Annotated in this window: 24 protein-coding genes and 1 pseudogene; 7 read left to right on the forward strand and 18 right to left on the reverse strand. The window is 60.7% G+C overall.

Features of this window, described 5'->3' with window-relative positions; translation table 11 throughout:
• Positions 1–42 precede the first annotated feature (42 nt).
• From NKH99_RS22680 to nifS, 7 genes are all read right to left on the reverse strand, one after another.
• Positions 43–342, reverse strand: coding sequence for a ferredoxin family protein (locus NKH99_RS22680; protein ID WP_023678245.1), 300 nt, complete (start codon positions 340–342; stop codon positions 43–45).
• Between the two features lie 11 nt (positions 343–353).
• On the reverse strand, positions 354–1,661 hold the full coding sequence (locus NKH99_RS22685) for an FAD-binding protein (RefSeq protein ID WP_353015630.1): 1,308 nt from the start codon (positions 1,659–1,661) through the stop codon (positions 354–356).
• A gap of 9 nt (positions 1,662–1,670) precedes the next feature.
• Entirely contained in the window at positions 1,671–2,780 is a 1,110-nt protein-coding gene (locus NKH99_RS22690; protein WP_352457019.1) for an electron transfer flavoprotein subunit alpha/FixB family protein, read from the reverse strand.
• A 19-nt stretch (positions 2,781–2,799) separates the two neighbouring features.
• Positions 2,800–3,651, reverse strand: coding sequence for an electron transfer flavoprotein subunit beta/FixA family protein (locus tag NKH99_RS22695; protein WP_352466656.1), 852 nt, complete (start codon positions 3,649–3,651; stop codon positions 2,800–2,802).
• A gap of 189 nt (positions 3,652–3,840) precedes the next feature.
• The gene (gene nifW / locus NKH99_RS22700; protein ID WP_352503026.1) at positions 3,841–4,221 is read right to left on the reverse strand and encodes a nitrogenase stabilizing/protective protein NifW; all 381 of its coding nucleotides are present in this window, start codon (positions 4,219–4,221) and stop codon (positions 3,841–3,843) included.
• Positions 4,218–5,426: a homocitrate synthase gene (nifV, locus tag NKH99_RS22705; protein WP_352965590.1), complete on the reverse strand. Its 1,209-nt coding sequence runs from the start codon at positions 5,424–5,426 to the stop codon at positions 4,218–4,220. The genes nifW and nifV overlap by 4 nt, the downstream gene beginning before the upstream one ends.
• Positions 5,423–6,640, reverse strand: a complete 1,218-nt coding sequence (gene nifS / locus NKH99_RS22710) for a cysteine desulfurase NifS (RefSeq protein ID WP_353015632.1) — start codon at positions 6,638–6,640, stop codon at positions 5,423–5,425. Before nifS ends, nifV begins: the two co-directional genes overlap by 4 nt.
• A 13-nt stretch (positions 6,641–6,653) precedes the next feature.
• On the opposite strand from nifS, the gene NKH99_RS22715 reads away from it, so the two are divergent.
• Positions 6,654–7,031, forward strand: a complete 378-nt coding sequence (locus tag NKH99_RS22715) for a hypothetical protein (protein ID WP_352860340.1) — start codon at positions 6,654–6,656, stop codon at positions 7,029–7,031.
• A 69-nt stretch (positions 7,032–7,100) separates the two neighbouring features.
• On the opposite strand, the gene NKH99_RS22720 is transcribed toward NKH99_RS22715, so the two are convergent.
• Entirely contained in the window at positions 7,101–7,421 is a 321-nt protein-coding gene (locus tag NKH99_RS22720; protein WP_353015634.1) for a HesB/IscA family protein, read from the reverse strand.
• A 589-nt stretch (positions 7,422–8,010) separates the two neighbouring features.
• Here NKH99_RS22720 and hemP point away from each other — a divergent pair.
• The 6 genes and pseudogenes from hemP to NKH99_RS22750 all read left to right on the forward strand — a co-directional run.
• Complete coding sequence (gene hemP / locus NKH99_RS22725) at positions 8,011–8,115, forward strand: hemin uptake protein HemP (protein WP_023678236.1); 105 nt, start codon at positions 8,011–8,013, stop codon at positions 8,113–8,115.
• Positions 8,116–8,147: 32 nt separating this feature from the next.
• Positions 8,148–9,215: a hemin-degrading factor gene (locus NKH99_RS22730; protein WP_353015636.1), complete on the forward strand. Its 1,068-nt coding sequence runs from the start codon at positions 8,148–8,150 to the stop codon at positions 9,213–9,215.
• 848 nt (positions 9,216–10,063) lie between these two features.
• A complete protein-coding gene (locus tag NKH99_RS22735; RefSeq protein ID WP_353015639.1) occupies positions 10,064–11,281 on the forward strand; it encodes a cytochrome P450 in 1,218 nt (405 codons plus the stop codon).
• 40 nt (positions 11,282–11,321) lie between these two features.
• Positions 11,322–11,513, forward strand: coding sequence for a ferredoxin (locus NKH99_RS22740; protein ID WP_352480500.1), 192 nt, complete (start codon positions 11,322–11,324; stop codon positions 11,511–11,513).
• 347 nt (positions 11,514–11,860) lie between these two features.
• The gene (locus NKH99_RS22745; RefSeq protein ID WP_502900098.1) at positions 11,861–12,481 is read left to right on the forward strand and encodes a nitrogen fixation protein NifQ; all 621 of its coding nucleotides are present in this window, start codon (positions 11,861–11,863) and stop codon (positions 12,479–12,481) included.
• 266 nt (positions 12,482–12,747) lie between these two features.
• A pseudogene (locus tag NKH99_RS22750) lies at positions 12,748–12,854 on the forward strand (ABC transporter permease); the annotation flags it as partial.
• Between the two features lie 333 nt (positions 12,855–13,187).
• On the opposite strand, the gene NKH99_RS22755 reads toward NKH99_RS22750, so the two are convergent.
• The 10 genes from NKH99_RS22755 to NKH99_RS22795 all read right to left on the reverse strand — a co-directional run bounded on the left by NKH99_RS22755 (position 13,188) and on the right by NKH99_RS22795 (position 20,841).
• On the reverse strand, positions 13,188–14,171 hold the full coding sequence (locus NKH99_RS22755) for a hypothetical protein (protein ID WP_353015642.1): 984 nt from the start codon (positions 14,169–14,171) through the stop codon (positions 13,188–13,190).
• A gap of 211 nt (positions 14,172–14,382) precedes the next feature.
• Positions 14,383–14,853, reverse strand: coding sequence for an OLD family protein (locus tag NKH99_RS22760; RefSeq protein WP_353015645.1), 471 nt, complete (start codon positions 14,851–14,853; stop codon positions 14,383–14,385).
• 115 nt (positions 14,854–14,968) lie between these two features.
• Positions 14,969–15,322 (reverse strand): hypothetical protein, encoded by a 354-nt coding sequence (locus tag NKH99_RS32770; protein ID WP_502900099.1) that lies wholly within the window; start codon positions 15,320–15,322, stop codon positions 14,969–14,971.
• Positions 15,211–16,149: a hypothetical protein gene (locus NKH99_RS22765; RefSeq protein WP_353015648.1), complete on the reverse strand. Its 939-nt coding sequence runs from the start codon at positions 16,147–16,149 to the stop codon at positions 15,211–15,213. The genes NKH99_RS32770 and NKH99_RS22765 overlap by 112 nt, the downstream gene beginning before the upstream one ends.
• A gap of 163 nt (positions 16,150–16,312) precedes the next feature.
• Complete coding sequence (locus tag NKH99_RS22770; protein WP_023801991.1) at positions 16,313–16,708, reverse strand: XRE family transcriptional regulator; 396 nt, start codon at positions 16,706–16,708, stop codon at positions 16,313–16,315.
• Entirely contained in the window at positions 16,708–17,079 is a 372-nt protein-coding gene (locus NKH99_RS22775) for a type II toxin-antitoxin system RelE/ParE family toxin (protein ID WP_353015651.1), read from the reverse strand. Before NKH99_RS22775 ends, NKH99_RS22770 begins: the two co-directional genes overlap by 1 nt.
• A 31-nt stretch (positions 17,080–17,110) precedes the next feature.
• Positions 17,111–17,476 (reverse strand): hypothetical protein, encoded by a 366-nt coding sequence (locus NKH99_RS32775; protein WP_502900097.1) that lies wholly within the window; start codon positions 17,474–17,476, stop codon positions 17,111–17,113.
• A 49-nt stretch (positions 17,477–17,525) separates the two neighbouring features.
• Positions 17,526–18,743, reverse strand: a complete 1,218-nt coding sequence (locus NKH99_RS22785; RefSeq protein ID WP_353015653.1) for an MFS transporter — start codon at positions 18,741–18,743, stop codon at positions 17,526–17,528.
• A 57-nt stretch (positions 18,744–18,800) separates the two neighbouring features.
• Entirely contained in the window at positions 18,801–20,237 is a 1,437-nt protein-coding gene (rpoN, locus tag NKH99_RS22790) for an RNA polymerase factor sigma-54 (RefSeq protein WP_353015656.1), read from the reverse strand.
• A 70-nt stretch (positions 20,238–20,307) separates the two neighbouring features.
• The gene (locus NKH99_RS22795; RefSeq protein WP_352466644.1) at positions 20,308–20,841 is read right to left on the reverse strand and encodes a peroxiredoxin; all 534 of its coding nucleotides are present in this window, start codon (positions 20,839–20,841) and stop codon (positions 20,308–20,310) included.
• Positions 20,842–21,136: the final 295 nt, after the last annotated feature.

Below are 21,136 nucleotides of genomic sequence, written 5' to 3' on the forward strand. Positions count from 1 at the left end.
AGGTGTACCAAGATTGACCCTCTTGATACGGTGCGTGCGTCCTCATCCGAATTTGAAGAGGACTCCGAAGCCGCCGCGTGGATAGTTCCACTCGATCTCGCCACTGGTCTCGCACAAAATCCGGCAGGTGCCGCACTCCATGCAGCCGTCGGCAGTGATCTCCACTTGACCTTTGTCGTTCAACTCATAACATTTCGCGGGGCAGACGTGGGTCAGCGCGAGCAAGTTCGCGCTTGGCCTCTCGTGCGGTCGCACTTTGATATGCGGACGGCCAGAATCCACCAAGTAGCGGTTCTGGTAAAGCTTGTCCTCGACACGTGACTTCGTCACTGCGATCGTCATTTCGTCTCCCCTCAGCGCCACGCGAATGCAAGGCGGACCGCGTCGCTGACCAGCCCCCAGCGCGAGCGCGCCTTGATGAAGGCCGCCGTGGTCGCCTTTTCCTTCTCGATCTTCGGCGTGCCGTCGACACGCATGAAGTTCTGCGCGGCTTGCGACATCAACCGCGGATAAGCCGTGAAGTAATTGCAGGAATTGGTGTGGAGCAAGGCCGGCATGTCTTTGTATTTCCTTAGGTCCTTGACCACGAAGGACTTGTCCAGCATGGCTTTGTAAAGGGCGAGATTCCGTTTGGTCATAGGACCGTTGCGGCTCTTGACCTCGATGATTGCCTCAGCCGCGATGCGGCCGGAGGTCATGGCGAGGTTCGAACCCTCGCGGTGAATGGCGTTGTTCAGTTGCGCGGCATCGCCGACCACGACCCAACCGTCGCCAAAGAGCTGCGGAATAGCCTTGTAGCCGCCTTCGGGAATGAGATGCGCGGAATATTCTTTCACTTCCGAGCCGGCGATCAGCGGCCGGATCGAAGGATGGGTTTTTAAGGCGTCGAGGAGGACGTAAGGGCTCTCGACCATCGCGGCGAAATCGGAGACGAGGCAGCCAATGCCCAGTGAGATCGACTCCTTGTTGGTATAGAGGAAGCCGAGCCCGGCCATGCTGCGGGAGGTCGTGCCCACCGCCTCGATCACGCAGCCTTCATCGCCTTTGAGGCCGAACCGCTGCTCAATGACCTCTTCGGGCAGGAAATGCATTTCCTTGACGGCGAGCGCCACGGTTTGCGGCTTCGGCATCTCGCGCAGGCCGGCCCGCGTGCCAAGCAGTCCGCATACGCCTTCTGCGAGGACGACCACGTCCGCGTAGATGGCTCCGCCGGCCCGGTCTGTGCGGACGCCGATCACCCTGTCCTTGGCGTCACGGATGAGTTCCGTCACGGTCGTCTCGCACAGAACCGTCGCGCCGGCCTCGCGCACCTTACGCGAAAACCATTTATCGAACTGGGCACGGATGATCGTGTAGCGGTTGGGCTTCGCCTCATTGAAGTCGTCCGACCGATAGTGAATCCCGGTATGGGATGTGTCGTCCATCACCCAAAGCCGCTGTTCAACCAAATGCCGCTCGAGAGGCGCATCGTCCCGGAAATCCGGGATGATCTTCTCCAGCATGTTCGCGTACATGATGGCACCCTGGACATTCTTGGAGCCCGGATATTCACCCCGCTCCAACTGCAGCACCTTCAGGCCGTGGCTGGCCATGGTGTAAGCAGCTGCGTTTCCGGACATGCCGGCCCCAATAACAATGGCGTCGAATTGTTCCTCAATCATGTCCATCCCTTAGCTCGCAAGCTTGTCGCGACTGTGGGGCGACAGCCGCCGGGTGAAGGCTTCCGTCAGTGCGGGCAGGAAGCGGATCGCGTCGGTGACGATCCCGAGGTGAGCGAAATCGAAAATCGGCGCGTTCGGGTCGGTGTTGATGGCCACGATGAGATCCGCCCCCTCGACGCCAACCCGATGCTGGACGGCGCCGGAAATCCCGGCCGCTATGTAAAGCTTCGGCCGGATGGTCTTGCCAGTTTGGCCGATCTGCCGATCAGCTGGCATCCAGCCCTTCTGGACCAACGGGCGCGAACAGCCGTGCTCGGCGCCGATTGCCCGCGCGAGATTCTTCACAAGCTGCAGGTTCTCCGCCGCGCCTAGACCGAGGCCTCCCGCAACCACGACGTCGGCATAGGCAAGATTTGCCTTTGCCGACTGACTATCCGGCAGGAAGCCGAGGATTTTGGTAACGATCTCGTCCTCGGCTACCGAGAGCTTGTGCCGGATGACACGCCCGACCGGTTTATCCGCCCGCTGCGGCATGGGCATGACCCTCGGTCGCACTGTCGCCATCTGGGGGCGGAAATTGAGCGTATAGATCGTGCACAACAAGGAACCGCCGAAAGTCGGACGGGTGGCGGCGAGCGAACCGTCGGTATCCACATCGAGTTCGGTGCAGTCGGCCGTGAGCCCTGTCTGCAAGGTCGTCGCCACGGAGCCGGCAAGATCCCTGCCGAGTGTGGTGGCACCGAGAAGAAGGATCTCGGGTTTGTGGGTATCGACCAGATCCGTCATCGCCTTGGTGAATGGCTCGTTCCGATAGTCGGCGAGCAGCGGCGCCTCGACGATGTAGACAAGGTCGGCGCCATAAGCGAACGCTTCGGCAACGGCGTTCCCGATGGCCTCTCCCGGCGGTCCAAGCACGACGCCCGCAAGCTGGACCTGAAGCTTGTCTGCTAACTTGCGGCCTTCGCCGAGCAGTTCGAATGATACGGGATGGACCTGGCCGCGTTCGAGCTCGATGAAAACCCAAACGTGCCGGTAGTCCTTGAAATGCGCGGGCAGCTCCTTCTTTATGCCGGCACGGCCGGCGGCAGGGCGAGGGGTTTCTCGGTTCGCGGTCGACATCGTCTGCTCCTTTGCCCTCTCACGCGCCGCCGTTGAAGGCGAGCTCATGTTCCAATGCCGGCTGGCGGGTGAAAATTGCCGTGATGAGTTCGTCAGCGACATCGCGCAAGGCCATCTCGGCGGTGTCGATTTTTGCCGCCTTTTCCGCTCGCGCAGGAGGCGCGAAAACGCGCTTGACCACCGTCGGTGAACCGCGCAGGCCGCATTTGGTGAGATCCTCAATGCCGGCGTCGGCCGCACTCCATTTCAAGACCTGGCTGCGCGCGGCGCACAGGGCGTCCTGGATCGAGCCCCGGCGGATCTCGTTTGTGCCTTCCAGCATGGTGATCAGGCAAGGGAGCCTGCTCTTCAGCATCTGTGTGCCGCCTTCGGAGCGGCGCTCGACCTTGATCTCGCGCGCAGCAAGGTCAATAGAGGCGATCTTCGCGACATAGGTCAGTTGCAGGAGTCCGAGGCGCTTGGCGATGCCGGGCCCGACCTGGGCGGTGTCGCCATCGATCGTCTGCTTGCCGGTGAAGACGAGGTCTGGCGTGCCGAACGTCTCGCCAACCTTCGCGATTGCCTGGGAAAGGGCGAACGAGGTCGCCAGCGTGTCGGAGCCGGCAAAATAGCGGTCGGTCAAGAGCACCGCTCGGTCGGCGCCGTAACCGAGCGCCTTGCGCAGCGCGTCCTCTGCCATGGGCGGACCCATAGTGAGCACGGTGACTTCGCCACCATAGGCGTCGCGCAGTCTGAGGGCTTCTTCGAGGGCGAACAGGTCGTAAGGGTTGATGATGGTCGGAACACCCTGGCGCATGATCGTGTTCGTCACCGGATGGACCCTTATCTGTGCCGAGTCCGGCACCTGCTTGATGCAGATTACGATGTGCATTGGCGGTTTCTCCAGGCTCCTGTCCGGATGCGGGCTTGGCGGTTCATCTCCTTGGGTTGCATCATTCGTGCCAACTGTTTTGCGCTGCCCCCAATTCCTAGAACTTCGCTTGGTTGCTTCTGAGGGCGCCGTGGTGATGACCGGATTTGTCGGCTTCTCGACATTGTCGCGTCGCAACCCGTGTCGCGGTCATTCCTGTCCGAACCGCTTCAGTACGGAGTCGAACGGGACAAAGGTGCGGCCCGGCGTGGCAGGTTTGTTTGGATCGTGGTCTTTGAGCACCTTGAAGACCCGATGGGTGAGCGGCGAGGAAACCGCGAAGTCCTCGTAAGCGCGTTCGAGCGTCGCGCGCACCCGCGCGGCAATCACCTGGTCGGGCAGACCGGAGAAATCTTCTTCGGCAAGGTATTGGCCCACGCGCTTCATGATATGGAGCCGCGAGACATTCAGCACCTTCGGATCATAGGAGACCCCAAGGACTGCGAAGAACTCCTCCGCAGCCGACAGGCGCTTCAGTCGTGCGAGGATGTCGGTGACATCGATGGGGCGGCTGTCAGCGGAACAATTCATTGCATTCTCCCTGGTCGGAAAACTGTGGTGTCGGTGGGCTCGCGCACGGCTGACCTGGACCCGCACAGCTCCGCGAGGGATGCCTCGCTGCACATTTCATCGTAGAGCTCGACCAGTTGAGTTGCAGTGACGGTCGATTTGGTCTCGGCCGCCTCGCGCCGGACGCGGGCCACCATCGCGGCTGCCAAATCCGGGTCGAGATCGCGACCGCTTTCGCTCAGCACATGGGCAATCGCAGTGGCGCCGGAATGCTTGCCAATGACGATACGCCGGCAGCGGCCCACGAGAGCCGGATCGAGCCCCTGATAAGTACGCGAGTCCTTCAGCAGCCCTGCGACGTGAATGCCGGATTCGTGGGTGAAAACATCGGCGCCCACGACCGGCTTAATGGCCGCGGTCTGCCGGCGGGAGGCCCAAGCCACCTGGGCGGCGAGGTCGGGCAATGCGGTCAGCTCGATGCCGGTATTCGCGCCGTCGAGGACCGCCATCGCGGCGGCCACCTCTTCCAGCGCGGCATTGCCCGCACGCTCGCCGAGCCCCAGGACGGTGACGGACGCATGGCGCGCGCCTGCGCGGATCGCGGCCAGCGTGTTGGCGGCAGCAAGTCCGAGATCGTTGTGCGCATGAAATTCAAGCTCGATTGGAGACTGCGGCACGAGCTGGGCGACAAGTTCGAAGGTCGAAAACGGGTCGAGAACGCCGACTGTGTCGGCCAGCCTGACGCGGCTTGCGCCGGCGCGTGCAGCCGTCTCGATGACGCGGGCGAGATGATCCCGATTGGCCCGCGAGGCGTCCTCGCAGCCCACCGCGACGAAGAAGCCGGCGGCGGCTGCGCGCCTGACCATACGTTCGATGACCTGGAGCGCTCCCGCCTTATCGAGGCCGAGCTTGGCGGCAAGTTGGATGTCCGACGCAGGCAGCGATAGATTGATGGCGTGGACGCCGCTCTCGATCGCTGCATCGAGATCCAGCGACGTCATCCGGCACCAGGCCATGAGCCGAACCGGGAGACACCGCGCGACCACGGCGCGAATTGTTTCGATCTCGTCGGCGCCCATGACCGGCGTGCCGATCTCGATCTCTGTGACGCCGGCCGCCGCAAGAGACTCGGCGATCTCCAGCTTTTCCGTCGTGGTAAAGGCGACGCCGGGCGCCTGCTCGCCATCGCGCAAGGTCGTATCGTTGAGAAAGACATGACGGGTCATGAACGGTAGCCTGTTCTGCTGCCGCTCAGGCGTAGACCGGATTGAACGTCGTCGGAGCTTCGCTTACCCGGCCCAGAACTGGGAAAGCCACGCAGCTTCTCCACGATTGCCGGCATGACCTCGAGCACCCGGTCGACGTCCGCTTCGCCGTTGTCCCGCGCCAAGGAGAAGCGGACTGCCGCGTGTGGCGTTTTCATCGCGCTCAGGACATGGCTCGGTTCCAGCGAGCCGGAGGTGCAGGCGGAGCCGGAGGAACACGCGATGCCCACGCGGCTGAGGAGGAGTGGAATTCCATCACTTTCGACATGTTCGAAGGAGATGTTTGCGGTGTTGGGCAACCGTTCCAGGGGATCACCAGTGACGCAGGTGCTTGGGATGCGCTGGAGAATCCCGTCCTCTAAACGGTCGCGGAGCGACTTTACCCGTGTGGTCTCGTCGTCCATGAATTTCAAGGCGAGTTCGGCCGCCATGCCGAGCCCGACTATGCCGGGCGTATTCTCGGTGCCAGCACGCCGGTTGTGTTCTTGGTGGCCCCCCTTGATCAGCGAGTGGAAATTGACGCCACGTTTTACGAAAAGCGCGCCGATCCCTTTCGGCCCGTGCAGCTTGTGGCCGGAGAGCGACAGCATGTCGATTGCGGTCGACTTCAGGTCCATCGGAAGCTTGCCGACCGCCTGCACAGCATCGGTATGGAAAAGGGCGCCCACTTCCTTGGCCAACTCGGCAAGCCTGGCCACGGGGAAGATCACACCAGTCTCATTGTTCGCCCACATTATCGAGACGATTGCCACCTGTGGGGTGAGGGCGGCCATATAGGCGTCGAGGTCGAGCCGGCCACGGCAATCCACCGGGATCCTGTGCACCTTGACGCGGCGGGTCTTCTCAAGATGCGCGCAGAGCGTCAGCACGGCGGGATGCTCGACCGCGGACGTCACGATCTCGGTTCGGTTGGGCGTCGCCTCGAGCGCCGAAAGAAGCGCTGCATTGTCGCTTTCTGTCCCACCCGAGGTGAAGGTGATCTCATCGTCAAACTCCGCGCCGATTAGAGCTTGCAACTGCCTCCGCGCCTTTCTCACCGCCGCACTGACTGAGGCGCCAAGAGCGTGCGCCGACGAAGGGTTGCCGAATTGATCCCTAAAGAACGGCAACATCGCTTGCACGACCTCAGGATCGGCCCGTGTGGTTGCGTTGTTGTCGAGGTAGACAGGTTTCATGTGCGATCCTCAGTTGACCGGAATGACGCGAGCGTGCGACCGCCTGATTGAGCCTCTGGCGCATGCCGTTGATGATGATGGGCCCGAACTGGCAGCCGGCGCAGACGCCCGAGAGTTTGACTTAGACCGGATCGGCGTCGACACGGACAAGTCCGCAGTCGCCGCCGTCAGCCCGCAGGTAAGGACGCCCGAACACGACAACGTTATCGATAAGCCGAATTTGGCGCAGCGGCGCGATTTGGCCGCCAGCAGCTTGGGTGCCACCAGGAACCGAACTGTTTCGGGAGGCGACGTTCTTTGCATCCTACCTGAAGCGATTGCCGGTCCCAAGATCGGCTTCGACCTTGCCTTGTTCTTGAGGACAGGGACATCTGTTGTGCCGGCCATATAAGCCTCCTCTGCCGCAAATGAGTCCGTCGGCGGCAATCGCTTCATGGACCCGCACAGGCGCTTCGGGCGATCAACTGAAGGACTTGCCGCAGCCGCACTTCTCGCGCGCGTTGGGGTTATCGAAGACAAAGCCGGAAGATTCGAGCCCGGTGAGGAAGTCGACGGTCATGCCGGCGGCATGCGGTTGGGAGCCCGCGTCCACGAACAGCTTGATCCCATCTGTCTCGGTGATCGCGTCGCCATCGCGCGACACGCTCTCCAGGCCCATTAAGTATTTGAAGCCGGCGCAGCCGCCGGCCTGGACCATGATGCGAAAGCCTTCCGCCGGCTCGCTGGCGCGGGAAAGAGCAGTCTTGATCGCGGCAACAGCGTTGTCGGTGAGCGTAATCATGGCTCCATTCTCCTCAGTCCGGGACCTGCTTGCGCATCACGTTGCATGCACCGTGCCAAAGCGAAAAAATGTTTCAACACAGCGCGGCATCTCTGACACTGCGGTGGTTCTTGTGAGTCCATTGCTGCGAAGGTGTCGGCCAACCGACACGTACTGTCGGGTTTGTCGGGTCCGCCACGCGGGATGTTGGGCCTGAGTTGTTGGCTGAACTCACATTAAACCAATGACCATTACAGAAGACTTCTTCTGAGCTTGCTTCGGCGCAATTGGCACGGTTTTTGAAGCTCCATTTGGCGAGGCGGCAAGAGACTGCCGATCCACAATCGTGTCGTGGGTGCCCTCGCGATCGATGGGGCGAAGCAAGAGAGCAACATGTCAGGACTGGGTCAGACACGCTTTGTTTGGCGAAGCAGCGCCGCCCGTGGCATCCGAATGACCGATTGGCCGATTGCGACAACACCCACAATCGCTCACCACCGCCCGGTGGCCACCGACCGGCTCGATGTGATTCCATCGGCATGTGCCTGCTCGTGTCAATCGGGTCTCGCCGCTCCGATAGCACCCCCGGTTTTCGCGCGGGTGCGACGACGTGCGCACGCTGTCCAGCGACACTTTGTTCACGGGCCAGCAGCAGATCAGGGTCGAGCATTACGGCGCGCCCTATCGGCTGAAAATTCACCGGCAGGGCAGCTGATCCTCACACGTAGGTGGAAGCAGGGGTAAGACATGGACCAGCGCGAGAAACCGTCGCCGGACGAAATCCGGCGGGCGTGCGAAGACAATCCGAAAATCCGGGAGCATGATCTCGCCGCTCGATTGGGCATTTCGGAAGCCGAATTGGTCGCGGCGCATTGTGGTCACGGCGCGGTGCGCATCGAGCCGCGCGTCGATGATCTGCTGACCGGCCTCGAAGCTGTGGGCGAGGTGATGGCGGTCACCCGCAACGAAAGTGCCGTGCACCAAAAGATCGGCGTCTACGACAAAGTGGTCACCGGCAACCAGCATGCCATGGTGCTCGGCGACGACATCGACCTGCGCATTTTCCGGAAAGCGTGGGCGTATGGCTTCGCCGTCGAGAAGCGCGAGGGAGCCGAGATCCGCCGCAGCCTGCAATTCTTTGATGCCACCGGCGAGGCGATGCACAAAGTACATCTCAGGCCCGCCTCGAACCTGCACGCCTATCAGGATCTGGCGGCAGAGCTCGTATCCTCCGACCAGGAGCCGATCATATCGATCGAGGCGAGCGGGGCGCGCGATAACGCAGTGAGTCCAGACCAAGCCGCCACGGTCGACGACCTACGCGAGCACTGGAGCCGGCTGAGCGACGTGCATCAGTTCCACCATATGTTGAAGACACTGAAGCTCAGCCGCTGCCAGGCGATGCGTATGGCCGACGAGGATTACGCCTGGCTGCTCGACAATGATGCCGTTGGCGCCCTGTTCCAACAGGCTGCCGAAGACGAGATGCCGATCATGTGCTTTGTCGGCAATCGTGGTTGCATCCAGATCCATTCCGGCCCGATCAAGTCCGTCAAGCAGATCGGGCCGCGGATCAATGTGCTTGACGAGACCTTCCATCTGCATCTTAGGACTCATCACATCCGCGAGGTCTGGGCCGTGCGCAAGCCGACGAGGGACGGTCACGTCACGTCCGTTGAAGCCTATGGCGCCGACGGCAAGATGATCATCCAGTTCTTCGGCACGCGCAAGGAAGGCGAACGCGAGCGCAGCGACTGGCGGTTTCTGGCCGAGAGTCTGCCACGCGTTCCCGGTCCGACCGACAGGGATGTGTAGAGCCCGACAGGCCCTCGGATTGAACCGGCCGCCATAGGACTCGGCACCACGTTCCGACAGCGGCTCGCGAGGAAATTTAGGTCCATGTGCGGAAAAGCTTGCCGTCGTAGCGCATACGCACGGTCAGATGATGCACGCCGGAATCGACGGCATCGATACAGTCAAGCTAGTCGTCGCCGGACCGGTGCGCACGAGTGCATCGCCGTCTGAGGGAAATCCTTGCAGCGGCTACAACAACGCGTATGCCATCAGCGCCGAACCGAAGCGGAAGCGCGGCCGGGTCTTGTCGGACCGCACCCGAACCTTGCGCTGGATCGCGTCGTTGCTCAATCCGGGCCGTGCGAGCGATCTCCTCGCTCGTCGACCGGAAGGCTGTGCAGCAGCAGCCAAGCCGAACAGCCCGATGTCGCGGACTCGACAAACCGACCACGGATGTCGGTTGTCGGACGTTGTCCTAAGAAGATGGACAGGTGATCATCAGCGGCGGGCCTAGTGCAGGCTGGCATTGCTTGGTGCAGCGCCATGGGTACGCCTATCCGGCACGCGACTTGCTTCGACAATTTGATCAGCAGGGCATCAGCAGTGCGTCACGGAGCTCAGAGGTGATTGACCAGCCTCTCAACCCTAACGGGGATAAGCGGCGGCTTTGCTTCATGACCGCAGCGCGGCGGAGATGCCCCTTCTGATCGACTTCGCAACCGATCTCATCCGCGCTGGTGCAGGTGGGCTGTATCAGGCGACAGAATCTAGAAGGCGCCCGACAAGAGACGTGCCCATGCTGGAAATCGACTTTATGAACAGCGGTGCAATCTCAATCGAGCCATGAACGCCAATGTAGAGAAAATAAAATGGCGACCAACCCCGTTCCAGATCATGTCCCGCCAGAAATGGTGAGGGACTTCAGCCTGTTTACATCGCCAGGGATGCCACCAACACCCAACGGGGATCCACACGCAGCTGTCGCTTGCGTACATGACGGGCCTCCGATCTTTTACTCCCGCTACAACACGCAAGATGGCCGGGGTACCTGGGTCATCACCCGTGCCGCGGACCAGCGGAAGGTGCTGCAGGACGCAGAGACTTTTTCCAGCCATCGCAGCATCTTCTCCTCCATTCTGGGTGAAAACTGGCCGACGATCCCGCTTGAGCTCGATCCACCGGCCCATGGCGTCTTTCGCTCACTGCTCAATCCGCTGCTTTCGCCAAAGCGGGTGAGGGTGTTGGAGCCGGCTGTCCGCGAGCAAGCGATCATGCTGATCGATAGAATTGTCGCATCGGGCACAAGCTGCGACGCGATGAAGGATTTTGCCTTTCCTTTCGCGGTGAGCACCTTTCTTCGCTTTCTGGGGTTGCCCGATGACCGACTCGATACATTCGTCGGCTGGGGGAAAGATCTGCTCCACGGCGACGATAAGGAACGACCTGTGGCTGCCCGGACGATCGTGGCATTCATCGACGAACTTGCAGCCATGCGCCGCCAGGAGGCGGTTGACGATTTCATGACCTTTATCGTGCAGGCACAGGTCGAGGGCCGCCGGCTGACGGACACCCAAGTCCGCGGCATCGGCGTGCTTGTCTTCGTCGCTGGGCTCGACACGGTCGCAGCAGCTATAGGCTTTGACTTGGCGTACCTCGCGCGCAACCTCAAAGATCAGCAATTGCTGCGGAGCGAACCGGACCGCATCCCGCTCGCAACCGAAGAATTGCTGCGGGCCTATCCGCCCATTCAGTTGATCCGCGTGGCTACGAAAGATATCGACTTCGAAGGCGCGCCGATCCGGAAGGGGGACTATGTTTCCTGCGCCACGATGATTGCCAATCGTGACCCGGCGGAATTCGAATGCCCCAACACGATCGATTTGGACCGGGAGGACAACCGCCACGCCGCGTTTGGCTATGGTCCCCACCGTTGCCTTGGCTCACACCTTGCCCGGCGGGAGATTGTCATTGGGCTGGAGGAGTGGCTGGCGCGCATCCCGGCTTTCAGGATCAAGCAGGGTACGGCACCGATAACCTCTGGCGGCCATGTGTTCGGGATCGAAAATTTGATCCTGGACTGGTCTTAGGCCCGCCCCGAGTCGGGGCACAGACAATGGAGGCAGCGCCATGCGCATCATCGTCCAAAAGGCCAAATGCCAGGGTCACGCGCGATGTGCGGCGCAAGCGCCGGACATCTTCAAGCTTGATGACGAGGGCTACATCCTGCCTGGTGACATTGAAGTTGCGGAAGGGGAGGAGCTGCCTGCATCGCGAGGCGCGCGATGCTGTCCTGAACGTGCGCTGGAACTCACCCGCTGACGCTTTGAATCAAACGTCATTCAACCGAGAGTCTGGCGGGCTTGAATGGGGCCGACCATGTGGCCGCACTCAGCACGCGACGTTTGTCCTGCACGGTCCACCTCCAACTCTGCGAGGGCATTTCCGGCGCCAGTGTTCCCATCAGGCGCAAACGGCAGGGCGGGGGCTCGCGAAACGCCTCTTCCAATCACAGAATTTGCGACAGAGCCGATGGACCAGACGAAAATTGCCGAACTACTCGACCGCGAGGCGATCCGCGACTGCGTATACTCGAAGAACTGCCCGACCCATGTTGCGGCAGGCCGGGTCTCTGCATGATTTGATAGGACAAACCAGGAGAACGCACCATATTTGCCCAACATTATGCCCGGCTCAGCACCGGCCAGTGGCCGCAGATCGAGCTGGAGAGGAGGTTCGACCAGCATGTGCTTGCCTGTGTGCTTTCACGTGCGCTCGAGGAGATCGACGCCGGCGAGGCGACGGCGACGGAGGCAACCGGACTTTCGCGCGCCGAGCTGCGCGATGTCCTGTCCCGCTGTTTCCCTGCTATTCCTATCAACGCGTTTGCCTTGAAAGAGGTGAGCGAGCCCGAGCCGGATCTGGAGGAAGAACTTCTGCATGGACTGCTGCTGGCGCATGCCCGACCTGGCGACCCGACGAGCGCCCGCTTCGCCAGGATCATCGCCCGGCGTGCCATGCGCAATGACCACCTCTGGCAGGACCTTGGCCTTTTTAAACGAACCGACCTCGGCCGCCTGCTCGCCTCGCATTTTCCGACGCTGGCGGCCGGCAACACCCAAAACATGAAATGGAAGAAATACTTTTACCGCAAGCTCTGCGAGGCCGAAGGTTTTTCGCTGTGCAGCGCGCCCAGTTGCCGGGAATGCAATGATTTCGAAAGCTGCTTCGGCCCGGAGGAAGGCGAAAGCCGCCTCACGCGGATCAAGAACGGCATCGCCTCGGATTGAGAGCCGCTTTCGTCAGTCGTACAGCCCCAGCGCTCGCGCCGCGCCATGTGTCTCTTGTCGAATGTCGACGGACGCCTTCGAGGATTTGAATGCTGTGCCTGCTGTCCGATTGCTCGCGATGCTCGCTTCGGCGGGCGCCGTCATCATGGCGGTGCAGGATGCGACCCGCACCACCGCCGCCGCGCAACTGGTGTTCTCCGGGCCGTTGCTGCTCGCCTGCCTCGCGGTTGCGGCGCCTGGGCGGCCGCGGTTCACCGCCGTCATTGTTCGCGCTAGTGCACAGTTTCGCCTCGCTCACCCATGGGGCGGCCAGATTGTCTCCGGCGTGGCCATCAATTTCGTTGCTGCCGGCTCCGCCATCATTCTCGGCCAGGTTCCGGCAGGGCGCGCGCTGGGGTTCCTGGAAGCTTTTCGAACTTTCTGGATCACGCCTCAACCCGAATTGCGTGTGCTTGTTGGACAAATTAGGTCACTAGATTCGGATTTAGGATAGATTCAGGAGGCTTCGAATTTCTAACGCTCGCGACCTCGCAGGTCGTTCACGTCAGCACGAAGGCGTTTAACTCTACGTGTCTTATTGGCAGCTATGCGCCCAATCTCGGACGCTGGACTCGCCAACCCCGGATCCGGAAACCTGACGTTTTTTCAGTTCAGTCCGACGCACGAGCCATGCTGAACAGCAGCGCCTCTCGATCTGACGGGCGAGTCAGGCAGCCGTCGAAGCGGGCGGAGCCTGCCCGGCAGCAGCCTTTTTTGTAGCAGTCGCCGGCGGCTGGACCAATTCAGAAGGGCTAGTTTCGGCTAAGAGTTCAACTGCCTCAGTTGAGGCGGCCTCGCCCTTGAATAGGCTCGATATGGATGCGGCCACTTTGGTCTTGCTCGTCGTGTCAGGCTCGACAACCTCCTGCATGGGCAATCTGAGATTCGCTAGACTCTCCACAAACGCCTCGAAGTGAGGTATCGCCGCTGAAGGATCCTCGTCCAGGGCGAACTCGCGGCGGATGACCTGGATGCGGATGCGGACGTCGTCGGACTGCGGCGTGTCGTCGAGCTGGCTCTGGATCTCCTCGAGGATCTCGGCACCCTGCTCGCAAGTCCCGCTGCTCTTGTGATCGCGGATGAAGATCCTGTGATAGCGCATGATCATTGCCCCGAGGCGTTCGCGGTTCGCTTCCCGCTGTGCCTGCCGCCTCGCCTTGTTTACAGCCTTGAAGAGGCTGGACATGCGCTCGAGAAAGATGTCGATAGGCCCCTGGAGCTCACCCTTATCTCGCTCGATTGTCTCAACGACGGCGCGTGCGAAGCCGAGCTTCTCGATATGTCCGCTCTCTGCCTTGGCGACCGCCTGAATGGCGGCGAACATCGACTTGCCGGTTTCAATCTGGGCCTGAATGCTTTGCAGGGAGATGGTAGGAGCTTCCGTATCGCGAAACCGCGTGATCTCGCCGATGCACGCGTTCATCGCGGCGGTGGCGAGTTCAACGGGGATCAGGTCCTCAATCTCCTTCACCTCGACGCCGTCTGCGAGTTCAAGTGCTCCCAGCTGCAAGACATGTTGGCTGTCGATCAGGCGCTTCGCCTTCTTGTCCGTCCGCATATGGTTGGCCGCATCGTTGCCTGCGGGGTCAGAGTCGAGGAGGGCGACAACAGGCGGCTTGTCGGTATCCCGACCTCTGATCAGGTAGAGCATGTAAGGGATCTCGCTCGCCGATCCGCAGGGCACAATTACTAGATTGTTGAGGTCGAGAGGCTTTCGCGCTCAGTCTGTGGACGGTGCGACTGGGCTTGGATGAGATATGAGAGGAAGTATTTGAGGCCGCTGCTGCGCTCGTCAAAGGTATACTCGGTCCCCGTACGGTCCCTGATCGTGAATACCAACTCGTGTTCGCGCGGTGTGACCTTCAGCGAGAAATCACGGTCCTGGACCCACCACTTTTTGAAGTTGAGGTACGCTCCAGTTGTTCGTTAATGGCTTCCACTAGCGCGTTGGCGTAGCCCTCCTTGCCGTCCGCGATCGCCTCCCGCAGATCCTTCAGCCTGGCCGGCTCGACGTTGCCGAGCTTCAAGAGCAAATCGCGCGAGGTCGCCTCCCGCTCCACGCTGAAGAAAGGCGAGTAGCGGCAGAGATCGCGCTGCTCGAAGCCAATCCCTGACACGGCCTTCTCGACCGCACTCAGAAGGTGACTCTTCCCAGATTCGTTCGCGCCGACGATGGTCGTAATCCGACTGTCGAACTCGACCTCAACGTAGGGATACCAGGCGTCACGAAACATTTCCCAATCGCCCTTGGGCTGGGCATGGGGCGTCGCCTTGCGGATATGGTCGAAGTTAAACGACTTGTAGAAGCGCGCATAGACGGTTGAAAGTCTCATGGTCAATCCATGTAAAGATGGTGTCAGCCGCAGTAATCTGCGAACGCCGGAAGCGCGAACGAATGGAGTACTTTGCATGCCTGAACCAAGCGCACAAGATAGGCCGCGCCATCGGCTAGGGAGCTTGAATCGTTTTCAACATCAATAATTGCAGATTCGTGGCCGAATATACGGCAGAGTCCGAGACGAGGCAGTTCTTCCAAGACGATCGCTGCCGAAGGAGCCTCCAGCGAACGGCGGCTACCCTAACGGTTGCTGCTGAAAGCTGCGGGTCACCGTCCGGCCCTAGGCCGAATGTCAGGAACGCGCCGCATCGCTGCCGTTGTGGTCGGGTAGCGGTGAGCGGCGAAAGGCCGTTCACAATACTGAGACTTGAACTGGCGACGACAGGCCACGGCAAACCAGACGAGATGTCCGGGTGACGGGGCCCGGCGTCAAAACCGCCTTCCGCGTCCCCCTCGGCGTCAATTCGCTCAAGGTAGTCAGAGAAGGATAGCGCGTCGCGAGACCTCGCAGCAACTCGATCCGCTGGGCCTCCTCGAGATAGCGCGCGCTGCCCAACAAATTGCGTACATTCCATTTGTTGAAATCGAATTTTGTCCCGAGTATATCCAGCCCCACGAAGAAGGCCGTTGGTCGGTCCGACATCGGCAGCAACTCGACCCAAGCGAAAAGTGCGGGCAGCTCGTGGTCTCGTATCCATTTACGATCGCCATATTCGGCCATCACCGCTTCAAGCCCACTCAAGATTGTGTCGGCAGGAACAACGAGGCCACCAACGACCATGCGTTGCGCTAGCTCGCGCCTTACACCATGGGTAATGTTTCCAATCAGAATTTCATTGAACTCTGCGGCTCGATCGCCATGAGGCATGAGGACGGCACATCCAACAAACCGCGCGACGCGTACCAGGTCATTAGGGGAACCTTCCTCCTTGACTGTGTGGGCAGCCGCTATGAGAACTTCGGCAATATCGCGCGTCTGGGCTCGGTCTCTGGAGCGGTTTGTAGCAGCGCGCGCAAAGTCGGGCCAATTGCCGAACTTGCCCTCCGGCATCGGCTCGTGCCGCTGCTGCCAGATCACTTGCAGCCCGACGGCAGCTTCGGCACCAAACTCCCGGTCAAGGAGGCAACGTTTTAAAACGGCCTCGGCGTCTTCGGTGCCAATGGTCGTAAGTACGACGCGGTACTCGTGGACATGCGAGATCCGCATTTCGTCCAGGGCGTGTCCGTTGGACTTGTTGGCCGCAAACGCAACCTTGGCAGCATGAACGCCTGCCAGATCGGCTCCGAGCATATCGTCCAGAATCGGCCCTTGACTGGCGTCAGGAACCCGCCGCATTGCCCAAGTAAGCCGTGCCATGTGATGGCGCGAAGCTGATTGAGCGATGAGCTGCCGCCCCTTGCATCGACGAGACCATCTCGCACCATCGGTAGTCTTTAGCCGAAACAGAGTGAGGTCAGCCGGCGCGTGCGGCCTTTGTGCGATTACGTCCACCTGCCGCTCTTTTAACGCTACGCACGGAGACGGCTTTGGGAGCCACGACGTCGCCGAGCCGCTCTATACGGAGGGGCGCGCGCGAGGGAAGGCGAACGACGAGTTCGAGTTGCCCCCCGATCGCCTCGACGTAGCTTTTAAGAGTAGACAAGTACATGTCGGCTTGTTTCTCGATCTTCGAGACCGAAGGCTGCTTGATCTTGAGGACCGAAGCGATTTCGGCCTGGGCCTTTCCAGCGGCACGCCGCAAATCGCCGAGACTCTCGACTTCTCCCCTTAACTCTTCGAAACGCGCGTCGACCCGCTCCCGACGATCCTCGGGGAGCGCAGCGATTAGGTCATCAAGCTTGCGTCCCATCACTTCTTCTCCTTCTTCGCCGCCGCCAAACGGTCGAGATGCCCTTGATAGCGCTTGTCCGCCTTGGCGATCAGACTTTTATAGAAGCGCTTCTCACTCACGCCCGACTTATCGCCGGCGACGAGCAGGATCGCCTTCCGCTTCCGATCGAATGCGAACGCAACCCGCCAGACACCATCATCAGCGTCGAAGCGAAGTTCTTTCATGTTCGCGAACGACGAGTCATTCAAGGTATCCGCATGCGGTCGCCCCAGCTGGGGCCCGAACACACCGAGCAGCTTAGCCGAAGCCAATAGCTCATCTTGGACTGTCTGGGGCAACGCCTCGAACTCCCCATCGAGCTCATCGCCAAAAACGACTTCCCAAGTCATATATAGCTCCTAGGCTATGTAGTCAACATCATCAAGCTGCCGAACGATAGTCTGCGGCCGAAACAAGGTACGCGCGGTCGACGATAATCCGGCCGCCGTTGACACGACTGGCAATTCGCGACCTGTCTGCGCTATCGAGCGGCATCGTCACCGGCGTTCTGACGGGCATGGCCGGCGCGTAGCTGTCGCTTGCCCAGAATGCCGGCTTGTCGTGAAGGATATGACCGCCAGCAAGGGTTCCATCGCGCCGCCAGCGCTCACCGTCGCCAAATGGAAACCGGTGCCGGCGAGGTTCGCGTGTCTGGCGGCGAAGGTCGCGTGGCCCGGAGGTGAAGCCGGCGAGGCGCTTGCGCTGGTCCATGCGTAATCGTGCGGAGGACCGCGCCGCGCCGTGCATCGCATCTCTCGTGCCGCTTGCGCTGCTGAGGCCTCTTCTGTCAGGCGGTCTAGGTTTCGCGCTTCGGGCCGAGCAGCAACACTGTCAGGGCGGCGGCGAACGTGGCAACAGCACTGTAGGCAATGGCACTGGTAATCCCGGCATTGTCCACCAATACTCCGCCGAAAATCGCGCCGGCTGCGATTGCCACTTGGAATGCTACGACCATCAGCACACCGGCGCTTTCGGCCTGCTCGGGAACGGCCCGCCGCACCATCCACGTCTGTAATCCCACCGGCACGGCGCCGAAGGCAAAGCCCCACCCGGCAACCGCAATCGCCGAGGCGAAGGCCGATGCTCCCGCCATCAGCAGCGAAACAGCGGCTATCGCTATGAGCAGCGGTGCAAGGGCCGCGACTGCCTTGAGACTGTACTCGGCCAGAAGCCCGCCGGCCAAATTGCCGAAGAATCCCCCGATGCCAAAAGCAAGCAACACAAGCGAAATCGTCTCGACGTCCAGAGCGGGAACCTTCTCGAGGAAGGCGCGGATATAAGTGATTCCGGCGAAGTGGCCGGAACCGACAAGCAGGACGACCACAAGCGCGACCTTGACCATCGGAATCTTAGCCACATCCAGCAGGCTGCGGAAGCTAGCCACTCCAATCGGAGGCAGTCTCGGAATGGTTATGAGTTGCACCAGCAGTGTAGCCGCGCCGCCGACTGCGGCGAGCATGAAGGCACTTCGCCATCCCCAGATATCGCCGACATAAGCGCCGATTGGAGCTGCGCAAACGGTAGCCACGGAAACGCCGGTGAGGATGATCGCCATAGCGCGCAGCAGGAGGTGGCTTGGAACGAGCCGCATCGCCAGTGCTGCCGACATTGACCAGAAGCCTCCGAGCGCTATGCCGAGCACGACGCGTGCAGTCAGGAGAACCGCCAGCGACCACGCGCCGGCCGCCAGAACGTCCGACAGGATCAGCAGCAGCGTCATCGCCCACATGACGAGCCTGCGGTCCAGGCGCTTTGTGATGATAGCCACCGTCGGCGCCGAGATCGCCCCGACGATAGCGGTCGCCGTCATCGCCTGTCCAGCCGCTCCCTCGGTGATGCCGAGATCATGTGCGAGCGGCGTGAGCAGGCTAACAGGCAGAAACTCTGCCGTGACCAGCCCGAAGGTGCCCAAGGAAAGCGAAATGACCGCACCCCATGCGGGACCAGACGGTGGGACGGGCTTTTCTGGGTCGTGCAGAACAGCGTCCATGACGCCTGCTGCGGATTGGGTCATGAACGAAGTCTCCACTTTGATGCAATGCAACGTGATGTTGGCTGCCTTGACCCAAATCTAAAAACACAAGCGCATTTCCCGGCGGCGTTGCACGGAGGAGGGGATGTTCATTGCTTCGCGATATTTTGTGACGGTGCGGCGCGCAACATCGATGCCGGTTTCCTTCAGCCGGACAGCGATGTCCTCATCGGAAAGCACGTCGCCGGGAGATTCTGCGGCAATGATCGCTTTGATCCGATGCCGGACAGCTTCGGCGGAGTGCGCATCGCCGCCTTGGCAGGACGCGATCGCGACGGTGAAAAAATACTTCAGTTCAAAGACTCCGCGCGGGGTAAGCATGTACTTGTTCGAGGTCACCCGGCTGACCGTCGACTCGTGCACGCCGATCGCGTCAGCGACGGTTCTAAGATTGAGAGGCCGCAGGTGGGCGACGCCATGTTCCAAAAAGGCATCCTGCTGACGCACGATTTCAGCCGCAACCTTAACAATGGTCTTGGCGCGCTGATCGAGGCTGCGGATTAGCCAGTTCGCGTTTTGCAAGCATTCGTCGAGAAATGCTTGATCTTTCGAATTTTGGGCAGTTTGACGCGAGACTTCGGCATAGTAGCTTTGGTTGATCAGCAGCTTTGGCAGCGTGGCGGGATCAAGTTCGATCTGCCACCCGCCTTGCGGTGAGGGCGTGACCCAGACATCGGGTATGATTGATTCAGACGCACCGGATTGGAATCGGTTCCCAGGCTTGGGATCGAGCGCCCGAATCTCATGCATCATGTCGAGAAGGTCTTCTTCATCGACGCCGCAATGCTGCTTCAGTGCCTCAAAATCCCGTCGCGCAAGCTTTTCAAGATGGGCAACCAAAGCTGCCATTGCCGGGTCGAGCCGGTTTCGCTGGCGCAACTGGATCTCGAGGCATTCTCTGAGACTTCGCGCAAAAACTCCCGGTGGATCAAATTGCTGCAAGGTTCCGAGAACCCGTTCCACAACAGCCTCACGGACATTCAGGCTCTCGGCCAGCTCCAAAAGGTTTGCCCGAATATAGCCAGTGTCTTCCAGATCGGCGGCAAGCTGGCCAGCGATCAGCCGCTCCTGTGGTGTGAACGCAGTGAGGGCGATCTGACGAGCGACATGGTCGTGCAATGTTTCGGCGAGGGTGGCAAACTCGTCGAGGGAAGGGCCATTGCCCGGCGGGTTGTTGGTCGTGTTGCCAAGTGATTTCCATTGCCCGAGCCGTTCAGGCGACCCTGCCCCGGTCGGTCCTTCAACGGCGTTTGCGCCAGGGCCGACAGGCTGATCCGCTCCCGAAATCGAAACATCGCCAAAAGGCCCGCCATCGTTTGACGCAGATTCCAAGAGCGGGTTCTTCTCGATTTCCCGCTCCACGAACTGATGCAGTTCAGTATGCGCCAGTTGCAGCAAGCGAATCGACTCAATGAGTTGAGGCGATGCGACCATGGATTGCTTCTGGCGCTGAAGCAGGCTTGCTGAGGATTGCATGGTGAGCGCGATAATCCTGTCGAGAGAGCCTCTTGGGGCGGGCAATGGCACCAGTGAGACGTTTTCTAGGTCATGCGGCGGCTTTCAGCGTTTCGAGAACGTTTTGGGGGGATGAGACGCCATAGGGGTCGGCCTCGCAGTTGTCGGAGAAACCTTCCTCCTCGAACCACTGCTCCACCACGCCATTGTTGATCAGGGCGGCGTAGCGCCAGGAGCGCATCCCGAAGCCGAGATTGTCCTTTGCGACCAGCATGCCCATCTTGCGTGTGAACTCGCCTGAGCCATCGGGGATGAGCTCGACCTTCTGCAGGCCCAAGGACTTCCCCCACGCATTCATGACGAAGGCATCGTTGACGGAGACGCAGTAAATCGCGTCAATTCCCTCCTTCTCAAACTCATCATAGAGCTCTTCGAAATTGGGCAGTTGGTAGGTCGAGCAGGTCGGAGTGAAGGCGCCAGGCAGCGAGAACAGGATGACGCGCTTGCCGGCAAAGTAGTCGTCAGATGTCTTTTCTTCCCAGCGATATGGATTTGGGCCCTGGACTGACTCATCGCGAACACGCGTGAGAAAGGTGACGAAGGGAACCTTCTTTTGAACGGTCATCAACTTGCTCCTCAGGAAAAAACTGGCGCGCCGGATTCTGGCAGAGGCTGGCGCAATACCGAGCAAAGGCTCGTATGCCGGGCATGAAATGAGGCCCTCGCGGCTCGCACCCTCCTTTTTCCATCCCGATGTAGGGGAACGTCTTGGCTGCTGGTCTTCGTCACCCGAACGCCATCGATCTGAGCAAGTGGAGGCTGTCGAGCCGCTGGGGCAATCTTTCCACGGCTATGGCGCCGGAAGCGGCATCCATCGCTCGCGCTCGTGCCCGGGACAAAGTGATAGCGGGCCCGAAGTA

Source organism: Mesorhizobium sp. M0854 (assembly GCF_040319815.1).
Lineage (GTDB): Bacteria > Pseudomonadota > Alphaproteobacteria > Rhizobiales > Rhizobiaceae > Mesorhizobium.